The sequence below is a fragment of the Gordonia sp. CPCC 205515 genome (assembly GCF_048537925.1).
Taxonomy (GTDB): Bacteria; Actinomycetota; Actinomycetes; order Mycobacteriales; family Mycobacteriaceae; genus Gordonia.
Genome location: NZ_JBCLVJ010000008.1, coordinates 426958 through 448800, shown reverse-complemented (window position 1 = coordinate 448800; position 21843 = coordinate 426958). Strand labels below are relative to the sequence as shown.

17 protein-coding genes are annotated in these 21843 nt (G+C 66.5%); 8 read left to right on the top strand and 9 right to left on the bottom strand.

All coding sequences use genetic code 11. The features are described 5' to 3' along the window. The gene (locus AAFP30_RS14005) at positions 1–837 is read left to right on the top strand and encodes a hypothetical protein (protein ID WP_419230526.1); all 837 of its coding nucleotides are present in this window, start codon (positions 1–3) and stop codon (positions 835–837) included. Here AAFP30_RS14005 and AAFP30_RS14000 read toward each other — a convergent pair. From AAFP30_RS14000 to AAFP30_RS13975, 6 genes are all read right to left on the bottom strand, one after another. Further along, positions 834–2561 carry a CocE/NonD family hydrolase gene (locus AAFP30_RS14000; RefSeq protein WP_419230525.1) on the bottom strand — a complete coding sequence of 576 codons (1728 nt, stop codon included), beginning with the start codon at positions 2559–2561 and terminating at the stop codon, positions 834–836. The two genes, AAFP30_RS14005 and AAFP30_RS14000, sit on opposite strands and share 4 nt — an antisense overlap. Continuing rightward, positions 2558–3514: an MBL fold metallo-hydrolase gene (locus AAFP30_RS13995; RefSeq protein WP_419230524.1), complete on the bottom strand. Its 957-nt coding sequence runs from the start codon at positions 3512–3514 to the stop codon at positions 2558–2560. Before AAFP30_RS13995 ends, AAFP30_RS14000 begins: the two co-directional genes overlap by 4 nt. Then, complete coding sequence (locus AAFP30_RS13990) at positions 3511–4443, bottom strand: alpha/beta hydrolase (protein ID WP_419230523.1); 933 nt, start codon at positions 4441–4443, stop codon at positions 3511–3513. The genes AAFP30_RS13995 and AAFP30_RS13990 overlap by 4 nt, the downstream gene beginning before the upstream one ends. Positions 4444–4446: 3 nt before the next feature. Continuing rightward, positions 4447–5559: an FAD-dependent oxidoreductase gene (locus AAFP30_RS13985; protein ID WP_419230522.1), complete on the bottom strand. Its 1113-nt coding sequence runs from the start codon at positions 5557–5559 to the stop codon at positions 4447–4449. Between the two features lie 216 nt (positions 5560–5775). Next, positions 5776–6729, bottom strand: coding sequence for a phosphotriesterase family protein (locus AAFP30_RS13980; RefSeq protein WP_419230521.1), 954 nt, complete (start codon positions 6727–6729; stop codon positions 5776–5778). 51 nt (positions 6730–6780) lie between these two features. Next, positions 6781–7764, bottom strand: coding sequence for a phosphotriesterase (locus AAFP30_RS13975; protein WP_419230520.1), 984 nt, complete (start codon positions 7762–7764; stop codon positions 6781–6783). Between the two features lie 198 nt (positions 7765–7962). Between AAFP30_RS13975 and AAFP30_RS13970 the strand changes: the two genes are divergently transcribed. Next, positions 7963–8679 carry a cutinase family protein gene (locus tag AAFP30_RS13970; protein ID WP_419230519.1) on the top strand — a complete coding sequence of 239 codons (717 nt, stop codon included), beginning with the start codon at positions 7963–7965 and terminating at the stop codon, positions 8677–8679. A gap of 139 nt (positions 8680–8818) precedes the next feature. On the opposite strand, the gene AAFP30_RS13965 is transcribed toward AAFP30_RS13970, so the two are convergent. The 3 genes from AAFP30_RS13965 to AAFP30_RS13955 are packed head-to-tail and all read right to left on the bottom strand — an operon-like array spanning position 8819 to position 14447. Next, positions 8819–12166: an ATP-binding protein gene (locus AAFP30_RS13965; RefSeq protein WP_419230518.1), complete on the bottom strand. Its 3348-nt coding sequence runs from the start codon at positions 12164–12166 to the stop codon at positions 8819–8821. Further along, positions 12163–12960 (bottom strand): DUF4194 domain-containing protein, encoded by a 798-nt coding sequence (locus tag AAFP30_RS13960; RefSeq protein WP_419230731.1) that lies wholly within the window; start codon positions 12958–12960, stop codon positions 12163–12165. Before AAFP30_RS13960 ends, AAFP30_RS13965 begins: the two co-directional genes overlap by 4 nt. Before the next feature lie 11 nt (positions 12961–12971). Then, positions 12972–14447 (bottom strand): DUF3375 domain-containing protein, encoded by a 1476-nt coding sequence (locus AAFP30_RS13955; RefSeq protein WP_419230517.1) that lies wholly within the window; start codon positions 14445–14447, stop codon positions 12972–12974. A 257-nt stretch (positions 14448–14704) separates the two neighbouring features. On the opposite strand from AAFP30_RS13955, the gene AAFP30_RS13950 reads away from it, so the two are divergent. The 6 genes from AAFP30_RS13950 to AAFP30_RS13925 all read left to right on the top strand — a co-directional run bounded on the left by AAFP30_RS13950 (position 14705) and on the right by AAFP30_RS13925 (position 21843). Next, the gene (locus AAFP30_RS13950; RefSeq protein ID WP_419230516.1) at positions 14705–15856 is read left to right on the top strand and encodes an acyl-CoA dehydrogenase family protein; all 1152 of its coding nucleotides are present in this window, start codon (positions 14705–14707) and stop codon (positions 15854–15856) included. 33 nt (positions 15857–15889) lie between these two features. Further along, entirely contained in the window at positions 15890–17101 is a 1212-nt protein-coding gene (locus AAFP30_RS13945; RefSeq protein WP_419230515.1) for a CaiB/BaiF CoA transferase family protein, read from the top strand. 254 nt (positions 17102–17355) lie between these two features. Then, on the top strand, positions 17356–18741 hold the full coding sequence (locus AAFP30_RS13940; protein WP_419230514.1) for an MFS transporter: 1386 nt from the start codon (positions 17356–17358) through the stop codon (positions 18739–18741). Between the two features lie 81 nt (positions 18742–18822). Next, complete coding sequence (locus tag AAFP30_RS13935) at positions 18823–19506, top strand: response regulator transcription factor (protein WP_419230513.1); 684 nt, start codon at positions 18823–18825, stop codon at positions 19504–19506. Continuing rightward, positions 19499–20917: a sensor histidine kinase gene (locus tag AAFP30_RS13930; protein ID WP_419230512.1), complete on the top strand. Its 1419-nt coding sequence runs from the start codon at positions 19499–19501 to the stop codon at positions 20915–20917. Before AAFP30_RS13935 ends, AAFP30_RS13930 begins: the two co-directional genes overlap by 8 nt. Continuing rightward, positions 20914–21843 (top strand): TAXI family TRAP transporter solute-binding subunit, encoded by a 930-nt coding sequence (locus tag AAFP30_RS13925; RefSeq protein ID WP_419230511.1) that lies wholly within the window; start codon positions 20914–20916, stop codon positions 21841–21843. Before AAFP30_RS13930 ends, AAFP30_RS13925 begins: the two co-directional genes overlap by 4 nt.

Here is a 21843-nt window from a genome sequence, read left to right as displayed (position 1 = left end):
GTGGCTGGTCGATCCGAACCAGGTAGCGGCATCGATCTGACCCGGCCGGAGGGCCTCGAGGAGTTGCGTCGTCACACCGACGGCCACGACGTCGTGGTCAATGCGTCGGGTATCGAGGAGCCGCGCATCGTCGAGACCCTCGGCCCGGCTGCACTGGTGGAGATCTCTGCCACTGCCGCCTATCTCGCCGAGTTGTCCGAACGGACACCGGCGGGCACCGGGGTTCTCCTTGGTGCGGGCCTCGTGCCTGGGCTGTCGACGATTCTCGTGCGTGCACTCCCCACCGAGCCCGGCGATGACGTGGATCTTGCCGTCGTCCTGGGTTCGGGCGAAGAGCATGGTGCGCAGGCGGTTGCGTGGACCGCGTCGCTCGCCGGCCGCACACTGCATGACCCGCCGGAAGGTACCGCAATTCGCAACTACCGCGAGTTTCGCCGGCTGCCGTCACCGACCGGCCGACGACGTCACCTGCGTGCCGACTTCCCGGATCACTTTCTGGTGGGCCGTCCGGACGGGATTTCGGTACGGACGTACCTCGCCACCGGCGGTGCCGTCACGACCGCCGCGTTGGCCGCAGTCGGCTGGGTGCCCGCGGCCGCGGGATTGATCCGATACGCCCCGCACTGGGGTGACGCGCGCTGGAGCCTGACGGCGCTGAGCCGTCGGACCGGTGTGTCGATCTCGGCGCAGGGAGAGGGGCAATCCGTGGCGACCGGTCGGCTCACGGCTGCAGCCGCGATCGCGCTGCACGAGGCGGGGCCCGGTCGAGTCGTGACGATGTCCGACGTGCTCGACCGGGAAGCCGCCGGCGCCGTCCCCGGTATCGAGGTCGGCTAACGTCCTGGTGCCGACACGGTGAAGGGCAACACCAGACGGGACTGATGGGCGGCGTCACGATACACCTTGTGCGTGACGGCACGTCCCACCGGCAGGTGGAAGGCGTCCGGCGGCAGCAGCGAATTGTGGTCGTCGACCAGGGGTTCGTTGTTGGACAATTCGACGGTCAACCGGTGTCCCGGCTGGAACGACGCAGCGAACGGATAGACCCGCAGCACATACTCGTCGACGACACCCGGCTCGACCGGCACCGCCCGGGTATGCGGGTGGTACGGGTTGCCTTCGGTGGTGCGGTCGTCGAGTTCCCGATGCGACGCCTTGAGGTAGGCGGTGGTGATCAACTGGCGCTTGCCATTCGGCGCCTCATCCCACATCCGCAGGATGAAGTTGGTGTCGGGCTGGTCGATCTCGACGAACAGGTGTGCCGCGCCGGTGCCGATGATCTCGGTCGGCTCCTCGAACGGTGCGGTGCTCCACTTGAGCATCTCCACCTTGCCGGTGACAGTCAGCGGGGCCTGATAGAACCCCTCGGGCGCAGCGTATTCCACGCTCATCGGTTCGGGCTCGTACGACAGCTTCCCGCGGGGCCGTAGGTAGAGCGGCCGGTACTGGACAGGCTTCGGTGGCCACTGATCGCCGGTCGCGAACTCGCGGGAGCCCTCGACGAACACCGTCACCGGATCCTCGTCCATCACGCCGTTGTCGATGCCCTTGATCCAGTGGTCGTACCAGCGGAACATCTTGTCGTACTCTTCGATCCACGGCCGCGACTGCATCGGAGGGTAAGCGCCGATGTCGAGCTTCTTCGGGCCCTGGAGTTCGTTGAACACCTCGATGGTGCCGTCGATGGTCCAGCCGCGACCCTGGTCGATCTGCAGCCAGACGGGGATGTCGATGGTGGGCGCCAACGTGATCGGGTTGCGCTCCTCGTACCACGGGCCGTCGACCTCGTTGGTTATGATGTCAAACCAGGCCTCGTGGTGGACCGGGTAGTGCAAGGTGTGGACGAGGTTCGGCCATGCCGCGACGTCGGGGTCCGCGAGCCGCGTGGCGACGCGTTCGGCGATCTCCGCGTCTGAAAAAGTCTCGAGCATACGGGATTTGATGCGATCGGTGAATGCCCACCCCGAGTCGCCGCCCCGGCCTTCGCGGGCGGCCCGCGGCATGAACCACATGATGCCGCCGTGATAGGTGGTCTCGTAGAAGTCGAAGTGGCCGCCGCTGATGAAGATGGCCTTGAGATGCGGGGGTCGTTCGGCCGCCGCAAGAAGTTGCATCGTCCCGAAGTAGGAGATGCCGATCATGCCGACATTGCCGTCGCACCAGGGCTGTTCGGCGACCCACTCGATGAAGTCGTACGCGTCCTGCCCCAGCGACACGCCTCCCGCGTTGTAGTTGCCGATGTGCTCGCCCTCGGAACCGCCGGAACCACGGAGGTCGCCGATGACGTGGACGTAACCCTCGGAGACCACCCGCGCGATGTCGCCGGCTTCGATGCAGCCGTCCCACATCGGGCTGGGACGCCGCTGCGGCGGCATGGTCAGCGAGAGTGCCTGCAGCTCTTTGCCGTACGGGCTGAGCGCGACCAGCGCGGGGCGTGGGGCGTCGTCGGTGCCGGCGTAGGCGTCGGCGACGAGTTCGATGCCGTCGCGCATCGGGATGCGCAGATCCTTGCGGACGGTGATCTTCTCGCCGCCCGCCTCGAGGGTTCGGATGTCGGTCATGGTGTTTCCTGTTCTGTGGCGTGCTCGAACTGCGTCCGGTAGCCGTGCATCGAGGTGAAGAACGGCGAGGGTTCGAGGGTGGGATCGCCCTGGTAGTCGAGCTTCTCGGCGACCGGTGCGAACGGTGAGTACACCGAATCGGTCTCCGCCAGCCCGTGGCACAGGCAGTGCTGGGCGGCCTCCTCGACGCGGGATTCCACCTCGAGGCTTTGCTCCAATGCTTCACGCGCCTCGGCGGCGTCGAGTTCGACGCCGTACGGTGTGCCATCGATCCGTCGATACGGATGCCCGAGGTAGAGGTGCTGCGGATGGACCTCGTCGAGGAGGTACTGCACGCTGGTCCGGTAGGCCACCGGATCCACGTACCCGGGAAAGCCATTGGCCGCACCGTGCACCTGCACGGCATCGCCGACGAAGACGTCGTTCTGGCCGTCGATGATGTAGGCGACCGAACCCGCGGTGTGGCCGGGGATCGCCCGCACCGACACGGTGACCTCGCCGCCGAGGGAGATGGTCTCTCCCCCGGTGACGAGCACTGTGGGTTCCATCTCGCCGGAGATGACCGCGTTGGTCGCGGCAATCTGTTTGGCCTCGCCTTCCGGATCGTCGAGGTAATGGCCACGGGCACCGAGGTACTCGTTGACGTGCGCACGGCGCGACCGCAGCATCGGTGCATCGGCCGCGCCGATCACGACCTGCGCCTTGCGACCGGTCATCTCCCACAGGGCGTATGCGCCGCCGATATGATCGATGTGGCCGTGGGTCAACAGGATCCAGCGGACGTCGGCGATGTCCTGGCCGAGTGCCTCGAGGGCGGGTTTCATGCCCTCGGCCGGCGACGATGCGATACCGGTGTCGACAATTGCCGGCTCAGGCGCGTCGATGTAGAAGCTGTACAGCCCGAACCGACCCCACGGCGAGACGAGCGGATGGACCGCCGCGTGCCGGCTCATGAGTTCGTCCGTCCCTCGAGGAAGGCCGCGGTCTCCTCGTAGGCCCGATGGTACTCGGGAATCCACGAGAAGTGCTGCACGAAACCATGTCCGGCACCGTCGTAGCGGCTCACGGTGACGTCGACGCCGGCCGCGCGGAGCTTCTCCCCGTAGAGTTCACCCTCGTCGCGCAGCGGGTCGTACTGGCCGGTGATGATCAGAGCCGGCGGCAGTCCGGTGAGGTCGGCGCGCTTGATCGGTGAGACCAACGGATCTGCCGGATCGGCGGCGGTGTCGAGGTAGAACGCGTTGAACGGTTTCAGGCCCGCGGTCTCCATCCCGTAACCGACGGCGTTCTCCCGCAACGACGCATATCGGTCGATGTCGAAATCCAGGTCGAGCGATGGATAGAAGAGCACCTGATGGGTGATGGCGTCGACACCGTCGTCGAGGGCCATGGCGGCGACCGCCGCGACGAACGTGCCGCCGGAGCTGTCGCCGACGATGGCGAATGTCGTTCCGTCCCACACGAGCTCGTCGGCGTGGTCGGCCGCCCAGCGCACCACGCCGTAGCAGTCCTGGAGTCCGGCGGGGAACGGTGCCTCTGGGGCGCGACGGTAGCCGACGGAGATGACCTTGCAGCCGGTCTCCTTGGCGAGCGACCGCGCGACGTGGTCGTGGGTGTTGAGGCTGCCGAGGAAGAAGGCGCCGCCGTGGAAGTAGACGATCAGACCGTAGGAGTCCGCGTCCACCGGCGTGTAGATCCGCACCGGAACGTCTCCGGTCGGTGTCGGAACGGTGGTGTCCTCGACGGCGAACAGCGGGAGTCGTTCGTCCACGGGCGGAACCTCGGCTTCCTCGCCGGCGCGCATGGCGACGGGATTGAGCGCGCCGTCGGGCGGTGCCGGAAGCGAGGCCAGTACCTTGGCGATCTCGGGGTGCAGGGCCATGTCTCAGGCCTCGACCGGTGCGGCCGGCTTCTGGCCGGGGAACACGTCGTTGAGCTCGTCCTCGCTCCATCCGGATCGCGAGATACGTTGCAGTTCATCGGTGACCGGCTTGCGCACCGCCTGATACTGCGCCAGCGCGGCAGGTACGGAGTCGGCGTCGCGCAGCGCGTCGGCGAGTGCACCGGCGTCCAGGATCGCCGAGTTGGCGCCCTGCCCCTGGTGATGCAGCATAGAGTGTGCCGCATCGCCCATCAGCGCAACGCAATCCGAGTGCCAGTCGGCCACCGGATCGATGTCGTAGACGGCGCGGATGTTGACGGTGTCCATGTCGAGGTTGCGGGTGATCTCGATCAGGCGCTCGTCGAATCCCTCGACGGTCCGCAACATCTCGTCCTTGGACACGACCGGCGACCAGGTGGCGTCCGGGCACAAGGCGGTGATGTCGAAGGAGACGCCGTTGCGGTGGCGCAGCGGCAGCAGGTAGATCTTGGTGCCCTTGCCGATGTACATCCGGAGGTTGTCGTCGACGACCATGCCTTCGGCGTCGTCGACCGAAATCACTGCACGGTAGGCACGTTCGCCGGAGAACCGCGGCTCGTTGTCGCTGAAGAGCTGTTTGCGGACGACCGACTTGATGCCGTCGGCACCGATCACCAGGTCGGCGGTGGCGGTGTCGCCGTTGGCGAAGGTCAGTTCGGCGTGGTCGCCCTTGTCGGTGATGGTTTCGACCTTGAAGCCGACCTTCACCATGCCCTCGGGGAGCACCCCGATCAGGGCGTCGATGAAGTCGCCGCGGTGGATCAGGTAGGTCTGGGTCAGGCCGTTGTGCTCGGGCCAGCTGTCTTTCATGATCGGTTCGTTCGTGGCGCTGAGGATTTCGAAGAAATCGCTCGGCGAGCTGACCGCGGCGATCGCGTCAAAGATGCCCCACTCGCGGAACCGGTCCATGCTGCTCGGGCGCAGTCCGATGCCGGCGCCGACCTCGCGGATCTGGCTTGCCTGCTCGTACACGGTGACCGTCGCGCCGAGTTGGCTCAACGCCTGTGCCGCGGACGCGCCGCCGTAGCCGCCGCCGATGATGGCGATGGTCAAGTCCTGCAATTCGGAGGGCTGCATGGGATTCTGCTTTCTGGGTGGGGTGGGGTGGGTCCGGAGGCGCTGTGCGGTGGGCGGGCTTCGTGACGCGTCGCGCTCGCTGCGCTCGCTCGTCGCTCCTCAGCCAGCGGGTGGTACGCCGATCCGTGGGGAGCTCGTCGCTCCTCAGCCAGCGGGTGGTTACCACCGATCCCTGAGGTGCGAGGCGCTAGCCGAGCCACGGAGGGTGGGTCGCGCTCAGTTCTGGATGGACAGGAAGTCGGCGGGGCTCTCGACGAAGAGCTTGGTGATGACGGCTTCGTCTACGCCGGCCTCGCGGAGATCCGGGATCAGGTCTTCGAAGAGGTAGTTCACTGTGTGGCCGTTGACCCCTGGCCAGCCGAGGGGGCTGCAGTTGGCGTCGACCCCGGCGAGTGCCTGCTCGAGGTAGCCGGCTTCGATGAAGCCGAGGAAGTGTGCGAGTCGATCCTTGCGGGGCCGGGCCCAGAACGGCGGGTCCGGGAGTTCGGTTTCGTAGCCGAATGTGTCGAATCCGACGCGTCCACCCTGCGAGGCGATCCATTGGTCGCGGGTCTTGGAGGCGTTGACGCCGTCGTCGGCATGCCCGAAGAGCACGCGATCCAGCGGCAGTCCCTCCTCGGTGAAGATGGCGATCGCGTTCTCTGCGTCGATCGCGAGGTGGGTCAGGATCGGCACGCCGGTTTCCTTGGCGGCCCGTGCAGCGGCGCGGTAGATCTTCTTGTCCAGGTCGGTCATGCGTCCGCCGCGGCTGACGCCGACCTTGATGACGCCCGCCTTGCTGCCGGTGTCACCGATGCCGACGGTGATCTCGTGGACGAAGTGGGCAGCGAGGTACTCGACGGTGGCCTGGGCGAAGAACGGGAGCGCGGTATCGCCGCCGACGAAGCCCGTACAGGCGATGATGTGCACGCCCGTCTTGGCCGACAGCGACTTGTAGTAGTCGATGTCGCGGCCATTGCAGATGCCGGTGACGTCCACAAACGCACCGCCGCCGTAGTCATGGAACTGGCGCAGCTTCGGCACGGTCTCGGCGTAGCGCTGCTCCGGGGTCTTCCACCACTGGCTGTCCAGTTCGGAACCGGGCATGCCGTATCCGATGTGTTCGTGGATGGCCACGATGCCCAGCATCTCTGCCGGGATGGCTCCCAGGACGGTGTTCACTTTCGACATAACATTCACCTTCTGACGTCGAAATACGTTGATGGTCTGTGAGATTGGCGCTCAGCGTCGCACGGTGAGCAGGTCGCGCGGATTGTCTATGAGGATGTGCCGCACGTCGTCCTCAGTGACACCCGCCGCGGTCAGCAGGCCGACGAAGTCGGTCAGGATGTAGCTGAACGGCAGGTCACGCTCGGGCAGTCCCTTGGCGACGCCGATAGCATTGCTGGACAATAGGATTCGGTCGACATGTCCGGCCTTGACGAGCTCGGCGACCAGGGCGGCGCGTTCGGTGTCGGTGAGGTGTTCGTCGTCGTCGACGCCGATGTGATCGATCCCCACGAAAGCGCCGCGCGCGGCGACCACGGCCGGCGCACCGGCCGCCACCGCATCCCGCCGATCGAGGCCGCCGACAACCACGCGATCAGCCGGCAGAGACTCCTTGAGGAGGACATCGAGATCGGCGACGGCGTCGGCGCCGAAGCAGATCGTGACGGGCGCTCCGGTCGTCGCTGCGGCGCGGGCCGCCCCCTGGAAGAGGCTCTCCTCGGTGGCGGTCATGCCCTCTCGGGCGGCTGCGGTGGCCACGATGCCCGCGGTGGCGCGACGTTCGACCCGCGGCACGACCATGCCGTCGGTGACCTCCCTGGCGAACAGGTCGGCGAACTTCTCCGCCGGCCACGGGGTCGGTGGATTCGTCTGCGGGGTCAGGAAATAACCGCCCAGCATCTTCTCCGGTCCGAGTCCGGTGGAGGCGACGATATGGACGCCCGTCGAACGCGACAGCGCCTCGAGAAGGGGCAGGTCGCGGCCCCCGAACATACCGGTGACGTCGACGATCGTCTTCCCGCCGCGATCACGGAAGTCGACGAGCTTGGCGGACAGGATCTCGAAGATCTCGGCGCGGTCGATGGTGATGTCGAACGCGTACTGCGCGCCCGGCAGGACCGACAGCAACGCTTCGTGGACCGCCACGATGCCGAGGTCGTCCGCGGAAACGGGACCGAGCACCGTGTTCACGGTGTTCATGGTGGTGGCTCCCGTCATCGGGGCACTTCCTTTCTTCGATGTGCGTCACGTGGCGTGGTTCTGGCCGCTGGGCAAGAGATGTCTCCGGCATGGGCGTCGTCACGACCAACAAGGTGAACGGTGTCACATCAATATACATGGTGTCAAGTGACATGACGAGACATTTGAGAGCGGGGATGCGTGCGGATGTGATGCGGATCACGTAGGTTGAGATACGTGCTTGCGCGATTGCTCGTGATCCTGTCCGGCCTGGCCATGGTGTGTGGTGGCACCCTGCTCGCTACACCGATGGCCTCCGCGGCTCCGGCCTGTCCGGATGTCGACGTCGTATTCGCCCGTGGCACAGTCGAACCCGCGCCACCGCTCGGGCTCACCGGGCTGTCGTTCGTGACGGCGCTGCGGTCTCAGCTACCGGGAAAGTCGGTCGCCGACCACGGCGTCAACTACCCCGCCAGCGGTGATTTCAGCAATCGGTTGAAGTTTGCGCAGACGGTCGTGACCGGCGTCGACGACGCGCAGCGCCACATCACCGCGGTGGCGGCGGCGTGCTCGCGCACCAAGATCGTGCTGGGCGGATATTCGCAGGGCGCGGTTGTCGCCGGGTACACGGTCAGTCCCGGCGTCGTCGTCCCCGAGCGTTATCGCCAGTACGCGTCCCGGGTGCCGAAACCGTTGCCGACCAAGGTCCTCGACCGCATCACCGCGCTCGTCCTGTTCGCCCCGCCGTCGGATCGCTTCATGGCCGACGTGGGTGCACCGCCGGTGCGGACCAACCCGCGGCTGGCCAATCGCACTGTGCGGTACTGCATTCCGGGTGACACCATCTGCGACGGCGCGCCCGCCGGACAACCCAATGGGCTGCATGTCCTCTACTCGGTCAACGGGATGACCCTCGACGCCGCGCGCTTTGTGGTGGCGCACACCGCTCCCTGAGGAGCGAGGCGTTAGCCGAGCCACGAAGGGTGCTCGCGGGGCGGCCCTTCGTGACGCTCGCTCCTTCGTCGCGGGCTCCTCAGGGAGCAATCACGGACGCTAGCTCCTTCGTCGCGGGCTCCTCAGGGAGCAGGTGGCGTCACACCGGCAACCGTGAGCCGCTGGAGCGGCGCAGGTCGGAGAACGCCCGGATCGAGGTGGACAGGGCGTTGGCCGTGGGCCGCTGATCTGTGCGGCTCTCGGTCTTCGACACCATGATGACGTTGTCGATGTAGGGCTGGATGGTGCTGGTGTTCTGCACCGTCGCCACAATGATCAGCTGGAAACCGAACTTGCGGAACGCAGCGAGCGCCTGCTGCGCGAACTGCGGATCGGACTTGCTGAACGCCTCGTCGAGCATGAGCTGGGCGAAGATCGGCCGGTTGTCGTTGCCGTGCGGACTCGCGAGGTTGAAGCTCAGCGCACCGGCGAGGCAGAACGCCATCAGCTTCTCCTGCTCGCCACCAGAGTTGTCGCCGGCGTTGCTGTAGGTGCGGATGATCTCGCCGGTCTCCGCGTCGTGCTCTTCGCAGTAGAAGTCGAAGCGGTTGCGCACGTCGAGCGCGTCGCGCGTCCACTGCCGGTCCTCGGGGGTGTTGCCGGCCAGCCGTTCGCGCAGCACCAGGATGTCGGAGTACTGCTCCAGGATCGCCTGGTCGTCGCCGAAGCTGACCGCTGTGGTGCGCTGGGAGATCAGCCGCGCCTTCTCGGTGAGTTCGGCCACCGCCGTGAGGTGCTTGCGGCCCGGCTGCAGTCGCAGTCGGGTGCCGCTGTTGAACGCCACCGACCCCAGGCCGGTGTTGACGCGTTCGATCTGTTCGACGATGCGTCGTTCCTCGGCGTCGGCGGCCATGTGCAGACTCAGGATCGCACCCGGCGCCTGCTCGGTGATCAGCCGGCGCATCCGCTCGTAGGCGGCCGGCAGTTCACGCTCGTCGATCCGACGACACAGGGCGACGTAGTCGTGGATGCGTTCGTCGAAGTCGTCGCTGTCGTTGGGGATGGCGTCGGGAAACTCCTCGTCGTAGGAGTCGAGGATGCGGGCGATCTCGTCGCGCGACCGGCGGGCGTCGGCACGCATCCGGTCGCGATCCTTGGCGACCGCCTTGACCAGCTCCTGCCGGTAAGACTCGGGCGACAGCACGTCGAGCGTGGCGGCGGATTCCTCACGGAATCCGTCAAGCGTCGTCTCCGCCTGTGACGCAACCTCTTCGAGCTTGAGACGGTCCATCAGGTCGAGCAGTTGGGTGCGCCGGTGGTCGTGGGTGGCGATCTTGTCGCGCACCAGCGCGGCCTGGGATATCGCGCTGCGCACCTGTTCCCAGATGTCCTCGGCCTTGCGTTGCAGAGCCTCGATGTCCGGGTGCTCCTCCATCAGCAGTTCGTGCTGCTCGGTGAGGGCGTCGACGCGGTCGTCGGCGGTGTCAGTGTCGAGCTGATTCCACTGGGTGAACTGTTCGCACACCCTGCGGTACGCGTCACGACGATGCTGCTTCTCGGTGCGCTCCCGATCGAGCGTGGCGCTGGCCTCGCGGGCGGTCTCGTAGGCCTGCTGCTCGTGGTCGAGTTCCTCCTGCAGGGCGGCGATCTTGGCTTCTCCGTTGCCGACGAAGACGTACTGGGACGGACGCAGCGTCTGGCGGTCGTCCTTGATGGCGAGTTTCGCCGAATCCTTGCGCAGCCCTTGGTCGGTCACCGCTTTGTAGTGTTCGCCGAAGTCGTCCGTCGAGTCGACGCACACGTAGTTGCCCAGCCGGGAGATGACGGTCAGCGCCTCGGCCGCACACGGATGATGCGGGTCGACCGACCGCAGCTTGGCGCCGAGGGTGCCGTCCTCGGGGGTCGGCATCGGTCGGGTCTCGGCGTGGTGCAACTGGATACGGCCACGCATGTCGTGGCTGTTCACGTACCGTAGGGCAGCACGGAAATGCTTGTCCGGCACCAGCAGTCGCAGACCGGCGTTGCGCAGCACCTTCTCCGTCGCCACTCGCCAGCGTTCCTCGTCGGGATGCAACTCGACCAGTTCGGCCACATACCGCAACTCGGATTCGTCGATCTGCAGTCCGGCAGCCAACGCGCGACGCATCTCGTGTTCGGTGCGGGGCAACGCCGATCCGGCCTGCTGCACACGCTGCAACTCGTCGTGGGCGGCATCGCGTTGGGTGCGTGCGGCGACCTCGCGGGCGAGCGCCTCGGCGAAATGTCCCTTGCCGGCCTCGAGTTGGCCGTCGATGCGGGTGGCCTCCTCCATCAGGCTCTCCCGCAGCGACCAGAAGTCCTCGGCGTCGTCGGGCGCGGAGAAGCCGAGCGCGGAGATCTTGTCCTCGTAACTGTCTCGACGCGCTGATACCTCGGTGCTCACCTTCTGCGCGGCCGCCAGCTGTTCCTGCAGCGGCGCGAGATCGGTGGTGGACGTGGCGATCCGCGACAACAGGTGGCTGTGGTCTTGGCGCAGCTGGTCGTGCTGGGCGGTCAGCGCGGCGAGATCGCCGTCGAGCCGAGCGATCTGGTCGTCGAGGTCGGCGATCTCCGGTTCGGCGTTACGCCGCCGCAGATTGCTGACGTAGGCGCGCACCGTGTCGGTGTCGATGGTGTCGAGGACGCTGAACGTCGCCGACTCCGTCGCATACCGTTCGTGCAGTGCCTCGATGTTGCCGAGGATGGTGCGTTTGCGGCGCGACACATCGAGGAGCTCGCGGGCCTCGACCAGCGGATCGATCTGCTCGAGTGCGTCTTTGATGCCGACGATGCTCGTCGGTTCGTCGAGCATGAACTCCCGGACAAACTGCCCGAGCCCGCCGACGCTCTTCAGCGACTTGGCCTTGCCGAGAAGCTGTTGCGCCGCTTCGGATCCGCGGATACCGATCAGCGAGTACAAGGTTGCCAGGTACTTGCCCTCGCCGGGTCCGCCGCGCCAGCCGCGCTCACGGAACGCCGAGGTGTTGTAGTTGTTGCGCGCCCAGTCGTTGCAGACGTCGACGATGTCGGCGTCGCCGTCGTAGATGAAGTACGAGCTGTGGGCGTCGGTCATCTTGCCCGCGGCCAGCCACTTGAGCACCAGCCCGGTGATGGCAGTACCCGACGACGACGTGTAGGTGACCGCGATGGCCGCCCACGCCGGACCCGTGCCGCGCAGGTACATGATCTCGCGGGCGGCGCTGGTGCCCTCGCGACGTTCGCCCCACGCGCCGCGTACATACTTGCCGACGGTGCGTTTACCGCTCGACGACCCGGCTGCGGTGGCATCACCCGATGCGTTGAAGTTGCGTCGGTGATCGGGCAGGAACGCCAGCGAAATCGCGTCCAGCAGCGACGATTTGCCGCTACCCGAGGAGCCGGTGATCAGGGCGCCGCCCTCGCTGAACGGGATCGAGTGGTAGCCATCGAAGACGCCCCAGTTGATCAGCTGCAGCCGGGACAGGCGGTACTGGTCGGGAGCCTGGCTCACCAGTCGTCTCCTTCGTCGAAGTCGTCGTCGTCGGTGCGGTCGAGGTTCGCCGCGGCGTCGGAAGCCGGTGCCGCGGTGTCGGCTTCGTCGTCACCTGCGTCGCCGGAGCCGATGAACTGGTCGAATTGCCGTTGGAGGTCGGTGATCACCGATGCGGTCATCACCGCCGAGATGACCGGGCTCACCGTGTAGGTGTCGGGGTCGTCGCGGTGTTTGCGGAGCAGTTCGAGTTCGTCGAGTTTGTCGATGGCGCGTTCGATGCGTTTGTCGAAGGCCGCCATGTCGCGATCGATGGTGTTGGTGACGCCGGCGAACAGTTCGTGGATGTCCTCGCGGGTGATGAGGACCGGCTCGTCGCGGGAGGCTCGGACGTATTTGGCCAGGTGCAGCGCCAGTATGGCGTCGTAGGTGTTGACCGTTTCCCGCTTGAGAAGCCTTCTCCCCCATCGTGAGTCGTATCCGGACTGCTCGGCGAAGGCGACTTGCATCTCGTCGATGATCCGCAGCCGCAGATCCAGTTCGGACAGCCGCACCCGCAGCACGTCCTGGTACTGGGCGACCCACGCCCACAGTTGCGGGTGCCGGTCACCGCTGATGTAGCGACGGGTGACCAGGTTCTGCAGCGCCCAGCACGCACGGTCGGGCATCTCGCTGACGTCGCCGTCGAAGCGGGGTGCGCCGGGCCCGATGTCGGCGGCGGTCAGCGGCACGGCGGGCAGGTCGTCGTAGCCGGCGAACTCGTCGGGAACGGGGGGCCCGCTTGGCGTGCCTGCGGTCTCGCTCTCGGTGCTCATGCTGTCGGTGCTCATAGTGCGTCGACCTCCGCGGTCGGAATCGGTTCGGTGAACATGAGTGCGGGCACCTCGATGACGTGGTCTTCGCCCTCCAGGGAGCGGAACCGGACGGTGGTCGTCTCGCCTGCGGCGCCCGACGGCTGTTTGAGTGCCCACGACCAGAGCACGATGACGTGCGCGAGGTAGGGATCGGGGAGCCGCTCGATCGCCTCCGAGAGGGGAATCGGGCCGGCCCCGATGGCCGCGTTCACGGTCTCGGTGAGTTCGACGGTGTCGACCTGCCCGGCCAGCGACGCGAAGGAGGCCAGATCGGCGTCGGCATCGGCGGGCAGCGCGGGCGCCGGTGGCGCCGGATCCCGGATCTCGAAGCCCACCCGCCCGATGGAGGTGAGTGTCGGTGTGGCCAGGGGCAATTCGTAGCCGAGTCGGCGGTCGGTGAGCGAGGTCTTGAGGAGGTCGTTTGCGGTGGCCAGCGCGTCGTTGAGCTGCCGGGCGATGCCGCGACTCTGCTCGAGGGTGCCCGACGCGACGAATCGGCGGATGCGTCGCGCGCACCGCTGCCGGGTGCGTCCGACCTCCCCCATCTGCTGGCTGACCAGACCGAAGAAGTTGTCCATCACCGACCGCAGACCGTGATCGATGCCCGGCAGCTGGTCGGTGACGGTCTCGATGTCGGCGACGAGCTTCGCCCGCTGGATCGGATCCTGGATCATCTGACTGAACGCGTGGTACGACGCGCTCTGCGACGACTCGAGCAGCGCCTCGTAGTCGTCGAACATCTGCCGTTGCCGGTCGCGGTAGGCGAGGTCGGAGTCGTTCGGGTCGTCGATCAGTGCGGTGGTGATGCGATCGAGCATGGACCCGTACTGGCCGATGTCGGTGATCACCTGTTCCATCTGGTAGGCGATGGCGCGGGCTTCGTCCTCGGCGGTCCGGAAATCCGGTTCGGGTCGGACGCCGGCATCGAGGTCGGCCAGTTCGGCGTCGAGTTCCTCGATCTGGTGCTCGATCTCCTCGCGGATCTGGTCGGGGTCTCCCGCGACCTGACCGGCAACCCGGCGCAGGCCGGCCGCGATCTGATTGATCGAGCCGCCGGTGGCGACACTGTCCTCGCGCCGCAACCGCCGGGTGAAGTCCAGGACCGAGCGCGCCTCCGGTGTCAGATGGCAGATGTTCTGTGCGGTGGCGCCGCTGGTGTCGGTCACGCGGTGCAGCCAGCCCTGTTTGGCCCACAGTTTGACCAGGTCGAGGCCGTTGGGTTGGTCGCCGTCGCCGAGGTCGGCCAGGTCGCGTTCGAGCCGGATGGCGAGTTCGGTTTCGGCCAGCCGGGCGCCAAAGTCGAGGTGCCTTTCCATCAGTGTCACGTACAGCGCAGAGTTGGTGGCCGCGAACAGCCGGACCGCCGCCGACTTCTGAATCGACCGATTGGCGTCCAGGGCCGCGGCCAGCGTGGGCTGCTGCGCAGTTTCCGGTGCCGCTGTTGCCATGGCCGCCTCACGGGTTGGGTGTCGGACTTCGGGACCGACGTAGTGTCCCATGCCGCTCGGACATGACCGCGACGTGAGCACCGCACCCCGAGCGGCACCGCAATGTACGGCCAAATCTGTCCACAGCTCCTGGGCTTTTCGTCGCCTCGACGTCTGAGGGGTTGACACTCGGCGAGTCGGCTGCGAATAATGGCCGTACAAATCATAAATGATCCGTACATATCCGGATCTCCAGCCACCAACACGATGGGAATCTGATGAGCACGCTGAACGACGAAGAGGCTTTCCTGGTCAAGACGGTGCGGGAGTTCATCGATCGTGATGTGAAGCCGACCGTGCAGGAGGTCGAGCACGCGAACGAGTACCCGGAGAAGTGGATCGAGCAGATGAAGCAGATCGGCATCTACGGGCTCGCCGTGCCCGAGGAGTACGGCGGCATGCCGGTGTCGATGCCCTGTTACGCACAGGTCACCCAGGAGCTGGCCCGCGGCTGGATGAGCCTGGCCGGCGCGATGGGCGGACACACCGTCGTCGCCAAGCTGCTGGTGCTGTTCGGTACCGAGGAGCAGAAGCAGCACTATCTGCCGAAGCTGGCCACCGGCGAGATGCGCGCGACGATGGCGCTGACCGAACCGGGCGGCGGATCGGACCTGCAGAACATGGGCACCGTTGCCAAGGAAGACGGCGACGATCTGGTCATCTCCGGTTCCAAGACGTGGATCTCGAACGCTCGTCGTTCAGGGCTGATCGCCCTGCTGTGTAAGACCGACCCGAAGGCCGAACCGCGGCACAAGGGCATCTCGATCGTGCTCGCCGAACACGGCCCGGGCCTGAACGTGTCCCGGGATCTGCCCAAGCTCGGCTACAAGGGCGTCGAGACCTGTGAACTGTCCTTCGACGGCTACCGGGTGCCCAAGTCGGCGATCCTCGGCACCGAACCGGGCCAGGGCTTTGGCCAGATGATGAAGGGCCTGGAGACCGGACGCATCCAGGTTGCGTGCCGCGCCCTCGGCGTCGCGACCGCGGCCCTCGAGGATTCGCTGCAGTACGCCCAGGAACGCGAATCGTTCGGCCAGCCGATCTGGAAGCACCAGTCCATCGGCAACTATCTCGCCGACATGGCCACCAAACTGACCGCCGCCCGCCAGCTCACCTGGCACGCCGCCGACCAGTACGACCGCGGCGAGCGCTGCGACATGGAAGCCGGCATGGCCAAGTTGTACGCCTCGGAAGTGGCGATGGAAATCGCCCTGAACGCGGTCCGCATCCACGGCGGCTACGGCTACTCCACCGAGTTCGACGTCGAGCGCTACTTCCGCGACGCCCCGCTGATGATCGTCGGCGAAGGCACCAACGAGATCCAACGCAACGTCATCGCCGCGCAGCTGGTCAAGCGCGGCGGCATCTGACCGCCACTTCGCACCAATAGTCTTGGAGGACTTGTGCTCCCGTTGAGTGGAGTGACCGTGCTGTCACTCGAACATGCCGTCGCCGCGCCGTTCGCCACCCGGCAACTCGCCGACCTCGGTGCCCGCGTGATCAAGGTGGAACGTCCCGGTTCGGGGGATTTCGCCCGCGCCTACGACGAATCGGTCGACGGTCTGGCGAGCTACTTCGTGTGGCTCAACCGGTCCAAGGAGTCGATTGCCCTCGACGTCAAAAGTGAAGAGGGACAACGGGTACTGCACGAGCTGGCCGACCGGGCCGACGTCATCGTGCAGAACCTCGGACCCGGTGCGGCCGCCCGCCTCGGACTCGGTGCCGACGAGATCCGGGCCAAGGATCCCCGCAAGATCGTGCTGTCCATCACCGGGTGGGGTTCCACCGGGCCGTGGGCCGACCGCAAGGCGTATGACCTTCTCGTGCAATGTGAATCCGGTCTGGTCTCGTTGACCGGAACCCCCGACGAAGTGGCCAAGGCGGGTGTGTCGGTCGCCGACATCGCCGCCGGCATGTACGGCTTCTCCGGTGTGCTGGCCGCGCTGTATCAGCGTCAGGTCACCGGCGAGGGCGCCACCCTGGAGGTGTCGTTGTTCGAGGCGTTGGCCGAATGGATCGGGCAGCCCATGCATTTCACCGCCGGCGCGGGTCGACAGCCCGGACGATTCGGGGCGCAGCACGCCACCATCGCGCCGTATGGACCGTTCACCGCGTCCGACGACCATGTTGTGCTGCTGGCCATTCAGAACGAGCCCGAGTGGCAACGACTGTGTGACATCGTCTTTGACGATCTCGGACTGGCCACGGATCCGCGGTTCACGTCGAACACGCTACGGGTGGAGAACCGTGCGGCGCTCAATGAACGCGTGTCGGCGCACTTCGGGCGGCTGAGCACAGAGGAGCTCAGCGAACGACTGACCCGCGCCCGTATCGCCTTCGCCGGCGTCAACACGGTCAGCGAGTTCCTCGAACATCCCGTGCTCGAAGGGCGCGACCGGTGGCGAACCGTGGAGACCGAACGCGGGTCGATTCGGGCCCTGCTGCCGCCGATCCAGCTCGGCGCGGAGCCCCGCATGGATGCGGTGCCCGCCCTTGGTGCGCACAGTGCCGCCATCGCCGCCGAACTCGGTCTCGGCGAGGAGACCGTGGCCCAGATGCTGGCAGACGGTGTGTTGCAGGGGTCGTCAGCGGACGTTCCGGTGGCCGCGAAGTAGTTCTACAGCAAGCCGAATCCCCGGCGTCGACAACGGAGTCGACGCCGGGGATTTTGGTCTCCCCACCCGCCGATCGAGATCATGTGCGCGTCGGTCTCGATGCGGTCGTCGCAAGCTCCTCCCTTACTCGACCAGCGAAGGGGGAACGACTTTCTAAAGGGACTGTTAGGTCTGGGCCCAAACCCTTTTCCTGCGTTGTGATGGCTGCCACTGTGGGTTCATCCCCAAAGTTCAACTCACACCAGGAGGTTCCGGTGAGCTCAGCACCACCCATCAACAAGCGCGTCGTGGGCAACGTCGTGCGTGGTTGCATCGGCAACCTGATCGAATGGTACGACTGGTTCGTCTACGCGGCGTTCGCGGTATTCTTCGCCCCCGTCTTCTTCCCCAGCGAAAGCCAGACCGCGCAACTGCTCTCGGCAGCCGTCGTGTTCGCCGTCGGCTTCCTCATGCGGCCGATCGGCGGCTACATCCTCGGTCGCTTCGCCGACCGGTACGGCCGCAAGAACGCACTTACCCTGTCGGTGATCTTGATGGCCGCCGGCTCGCTGCTGATCGCGGCCACGCCGTCGTACGCGGCGATCGGATTGGCCGCACCGATCATCCTGGTGCTCGCCCGACTACTGCAAGGCCTGTCGGTCGGTGGTGAGTTCGGTTCGAGTGCCACCTACCTGTCGGAGGTCGCGACCCCCGGACGTCGCGGATTCTTCTCCAGCTTCCAGTACGTCTCGATCGTCCTCGGCCAGATCTGCGCGCTCGCCGTGCAGCTGATCCTGCTGCAGGTGCTGACCACCGAACAGATGAGTTCCTGGGGCTGGCGCGTGCCGTTCGTCATCGGCGCGATCGCCGCCGTCGTCGTGATGGTCATCCGTCGCGGTATGGACGAGTCCGAGTACTACCTCGCCGAAAAGGCGAAGGCTGCGGCGCAGGGCGCGAACGCGGTCAAGGCCGAGGGGTCGCTGCGCACGCTCGCGCGGTACTGGAAGCAGTTCGCGCTGGTGTTCGGTCTCGCGATCGGCGGCACCGTGGCCTACTACACCTATACGACCTACATGCAGAAGTACATGATCAACACCTCCGGCATGGACAAGCACACCGTCGCCTGGATCAACTTCGCGGCGCTGATCGTCTACATGTGCATGCAGCCGGCCGCCGGCGCGCTGTCGGACCGGATCGGGCGACGCAAGGTGATGCTGTTCTTCGGTGCCGGTGCCACCCTGATGACCGTCCCGATCATGACTCTCCTCGGCCACACCTCGAACGCATTCGCCGCCTTCGGCCTGATGCTGGCCGGCCTGACGATCGTCACCGCATACAGCGCGCTCAGCCCGATCGTCAAGGCCGAGCAGTTCCCCACCAAGGTCCGCGCACTGGGCGTCGGTCTCCCCCACGCCCTGGTCACCGCGGTGTTCGGCGGCACCGCCGAGCCCATCGCCCTGGCACTCAAGCAGGCCGGCATGGAATCGACGTTCTTCTACTACGTCGCCGGCTGCGCGGCCCTGACCTGGATCGCGGCCTTCAAGATGAAGGAGACCCGCGGAGCGTCGACCCTGGACCCGGCATCCCCGGACGCGTCGACCACCGGTGAGTTCGAGGCCGCCGTCGCCGCCGACAACACTGCGGAGCGCACCCGCGCATGACCGCACTCCCGGCATGAACATGCTCCGCGCATGGCCCCCATTTTCCCTTCCGCCGCACGGCAGGTTGGGATAATGGGGGCCATGCGCATTGCGGTGGTCGAGGACGACGAGGGTGTCGGAGCCGCAATCGCCACCGGACTCACGCGATACGAACACGACCCGGTCCGCTTCACCAAGGGTGCTGACCTCCTGCTGCACCACAGCGAAGTCGATTTCGTGCTTCTCGATCTGGGCCTCCCCGACCAGGACGGCCTCGACGTCCTGCGCCAACTGCGGCAGGTCTCCTCGGTGCCGGTGATCATCCTGACCGCACGCGGCGACGAACGGTCGGTGGTCCGCGGTCTTCGGATGGGCGCCGACGACTATCTGGTGAAGCCGGCCCGGTTCGGTGAGCTCCTCGCGCGGATCGAGGTCGTCCGACGACGCGCCGGTGCCGTGAACGCCGCCGAGGAATCGGACTCGACGATCGTGTCCGGCGACGTCGAGGTGGATCTCGACGCCCACACCGTCACCGTCGGCAGCGTCGACGTGACGTTGACCGCCAAGGAGTTCGAGATCCTCGCGGTTCTCCTGCGTAATCCCGGTGCGGCCGTGAGCCGTCAGCAGCTGATGGACGAGGTGTGGGGCGACGCGTTCGTGGCGGTCTCCCGATCGCTGGACGTCCACATGACCGGCCTGCGCAGCAAACTCGGCAGACCCGGCCTGATCGTCACGATCCGCGGATTCGGCTATCGCTGGGACGGCGAGGCGACCACCGATGCGTAAACGCCTGCTGATCGTGCTGGCGATCATCGGGGCGATCGCCGTGGCCGCTTTCGCGGTGCCGCTGATCCAGGTCACCTCGGAGGCCCGCACGCGAGAGTTCGTGCAGCAGCGCAACAGCGACGTCAAACGGTTCGCGGTACTCGCCGACGAGTATGTGCGCACCGGCAACCCCGATCGCGTGAGCGAGGAGGTCGACGCCTATCACTCGGTCTACGGCGACGGGGTGCTCATCGTATCCACGCGCGGATTCCCCGACCGTGCCGTCGGGTTGACCCGGGACGATCCTGGTGTGGCCGACGCCATCACGCGTGGACTACGCAACCAGGGCGGCACCGAACTCGTCCGACTGACCCCGTGGGGTGCAGATTCGGCGTTGTTCGTGCAGCCGGTTGGCACCGGAGCTCAGGTCAACGGCGTGGTGGTGCTGCGGTCCGCGACAACTGCCGCGCGCCATGATATTTCGCAGGCGTGGCTGATCATCGTGGCGGGTACGATCGCTGCGTTGGCCGCCTTCGGTGCAGTCGCTCTGGGGTTGAGTCGATGGGTGCTGCGTCCGCTGTCGAACCTGTCGTCGGCGATGCGGGATCTGGCCGGCGAACTCCCCGTCGTCCCCGGTGACACCACTGCGACGCGCACCGAAACCGCCTCCGCGGCCACGGGTCCACCGGAGATCCGAGAACTGTCAACGACGTTCGACGGCCTGGTAGGAACCGTACTGCGCTCTATCGAATCCCAGCGTCGGCTGGTTGCCGACGCCTCCCATCAGTTGCGCAATCCGTTGGCCGCATTGCAGTTCCGGCTCGACGTCCTCGAATCCGAGATTCCGCCCGAGACGCTCGAAGAGTACCGACTCATCTCCGCGGAAGCCGAACGCCTGCACGAGATCCTCGATGGACTGCTGGCACTGGCGAACGCGGAAACCCCGGAAACCCTGGGGCGGCCCGTGTCTGCGCGCTGCACCGCGCATGCGGTGGTCGCCGATCGGGTGGACTTCTGGTCGGTCCCGATCCGGGAACGTGGTGCCACACTGCGATTCGTCGACGAGTTGGCGGATCCGGAACAGCAGGTGGCACTCAGTGAGAGCGAGCTGTCGCAGGTTCTCGATGTGTTGGTGGACAACGCGACCCGGCACGGCGGTGAGCACCCCGACATCCTCATCCGAATCGGCGATTCCGCCGATGGCTCCATCGATCTCGAGGTCTCCGATGACGGACCAGGCGTCGCCGACGAAGATCTCGCGCATCTGACCGACCGGTTCTTCACCCGCGACACCGAATCCGGTACGGGACTCGGCTTGTCGATCGTCGACGTCATCGTGCGGGCCGCCGGCGGGCGACTGGCGTTCTCCCGCGGTGACCGCGGCGGTTTGCGCGTCGATGTGCAGGTGGCGGCTGCGGAGGTCACCACATGAGCCTCGATCGACGGACTTTTCTGGCCGCGCTCGGCGGTGCGCTGGCCACGCCGCTGCTGGCGTCGTGTGGGGTGTCATCACCGGCAACCCACGTGATCGCCTCCGGCGAACGCGGTGGCTTCCAGTCCGAGTTCGCGAATCTGCTTGCCGCGGCGATGTCCTCGGGTCCCATCCGGCTGACCCAACGGAACACGCGCGGGTCGATCGAGAACATGGGGCTGTTGACCAGTGGGCAGGTGTCCTTCGGGCTGTCGCTGGGCGACGTCGCGGTAGCCCGACCAGCCGGTCTGGCCGCGGTGGGTCGTGTCTACGAGAACTATGTGCAGTTCGCGGTGCCCGGCGACAGCACCGTCGAGACGTTCAGCGACCTACGGGGACAACGTGTCAGCCTCGGCGCGCGCGGATCGGGCACCGAGTTCACCGGCCATCGTGTCCTCGAGGCGGCCGGGATGACCACCGACGACATCCTGGTGACTCCGGTATCGCTCACCGATGTGTTGCGGTCGCTGGCGGACGGGACCGTCGCCGCCGCCATGTGGGCCGGCGGCGTGCCCACCCCGTCGGCCATCCCGCGGCCCGGGTACGGACCGCCGTCGGGCATCCGGCTCCTCGACCTCTCCGCCGAACTCGCCGTACTCCGAAAAACGTTCGGCCCCTTGTACGAACCGGTGTCGGTTCCCGCCGACATGTACGGCGCGCACGCGGAGACCGCAACCATCGGGGTGCCGTCGATGCTGCTCACCACCCCGGGCACCGACGGCGATGCGGTGTCGGCGGTCGTCGATGTGATGATCGACCGCGCCGCGGAACTGATTCCGCCCGGCACCGTCGGGGTGCAGTTCCTCGACACCCAGTCGCTGATCCAGGTGTACGGGTTGCCGCTGCACCCGGCCGCTGCCGAAGCGTATCGGCGGCATCATGGGTGA

What these genes read in the sequence shown, in the direction of transcription:
- AAFP30_RS14000 (WP_419230525.1), bottom strand. Translation starts at nt 2,561, where the DNA reads ATGACCGACATCCGAACCCTCGAGGCGGGCGGCGAGAAGATCACCGTC.
- AAFP30_RS13995 (WP_419230524.1), bottom strand. Translation starts at nt 3,514, where the DNA reads ATGAGCCGGCACGCGGCGGTCCATCCGCTCGTCTCGCCGTGGGGTCGG.
- AAFP30_RS13990 (WP_419230523.1), bottom strand. Translation starts at nt 4,443, where the DNA reads ATGGCCCTGCACCCCGAGATCGCCAAGGTACTGGCCTCGCTTCCGGCA.
- AAFP30_RS13985 (WP_419230522.1), bottom strand. Translation starts at nt 5,559, where the DNA reads ATGCAGCCCTCCGAATTGCAGGACTTGACCATCGCCATCATCGGCGGC.
- AAFP30_RS13980 (WP_419230521.1), bottom strand. Translation starts at nt 6,729, where the DNA reads ATGTCGAAAGTGAACACCGTCCTGGGAGCCATCCCGGCAGAGATGCTG.
- AAFP30_RS13975 (WP_419230520.1), bottom strand. Translation starts at nt 7,764, where the DNA reads ATGACGGGAGCCACCACCATGAACACCGTGAACACGGTGCTCGGTCCC.
- AAFP30_RS13960 (WP_419230731.1), bottom strand. Translation starts at nt 12,960, where the DNA reads ATGAGCACCGAGAGCGAGACCGCAGGCACGCCAAGCGGGCCCCCCGTT.
- AAFP30_RS13955 (WP_419230517.1), bottom strand. Translation starts at nt 14,447, where the DNA reads ATGGCAACAGCGGCACCGGAAACTGCGCAGCAGCCCACGCTGGCCGCG.
- AAFP30_RS13950 (WP_419230516.1), top strand. Translation starts at nt 14,705, where the DNA reads ATGAGCACGCTGAACGACGAAGAGGCTTTCCTGGTCAAGACGGTGCGG.
- AAFP30_RS13935 (WP_419230513.1), top strand. Translation starts at nt 18,823, where the DNA reads ATGCGCATTGCGGTGGTCGAGGACGACGAGGGTGTCGGAGCCGCAATC.
- AAFP30_RS13930 (WP_419230512.1), top strand. Translation starts at nt 19,499, where the DNA reads ATGCGTAAACGCCTGCTGATCGTGCTGGCGATCATCGGGGCGATCGCC.
- AAFP30_RS13925 (WP_419230511.1), top strand. Translation starts at nt 20,914, where the DNA reads ATGAGCCTCGATCGACGGACTTTTCTGGCCGCGCTCGGCGGTGCGCTG.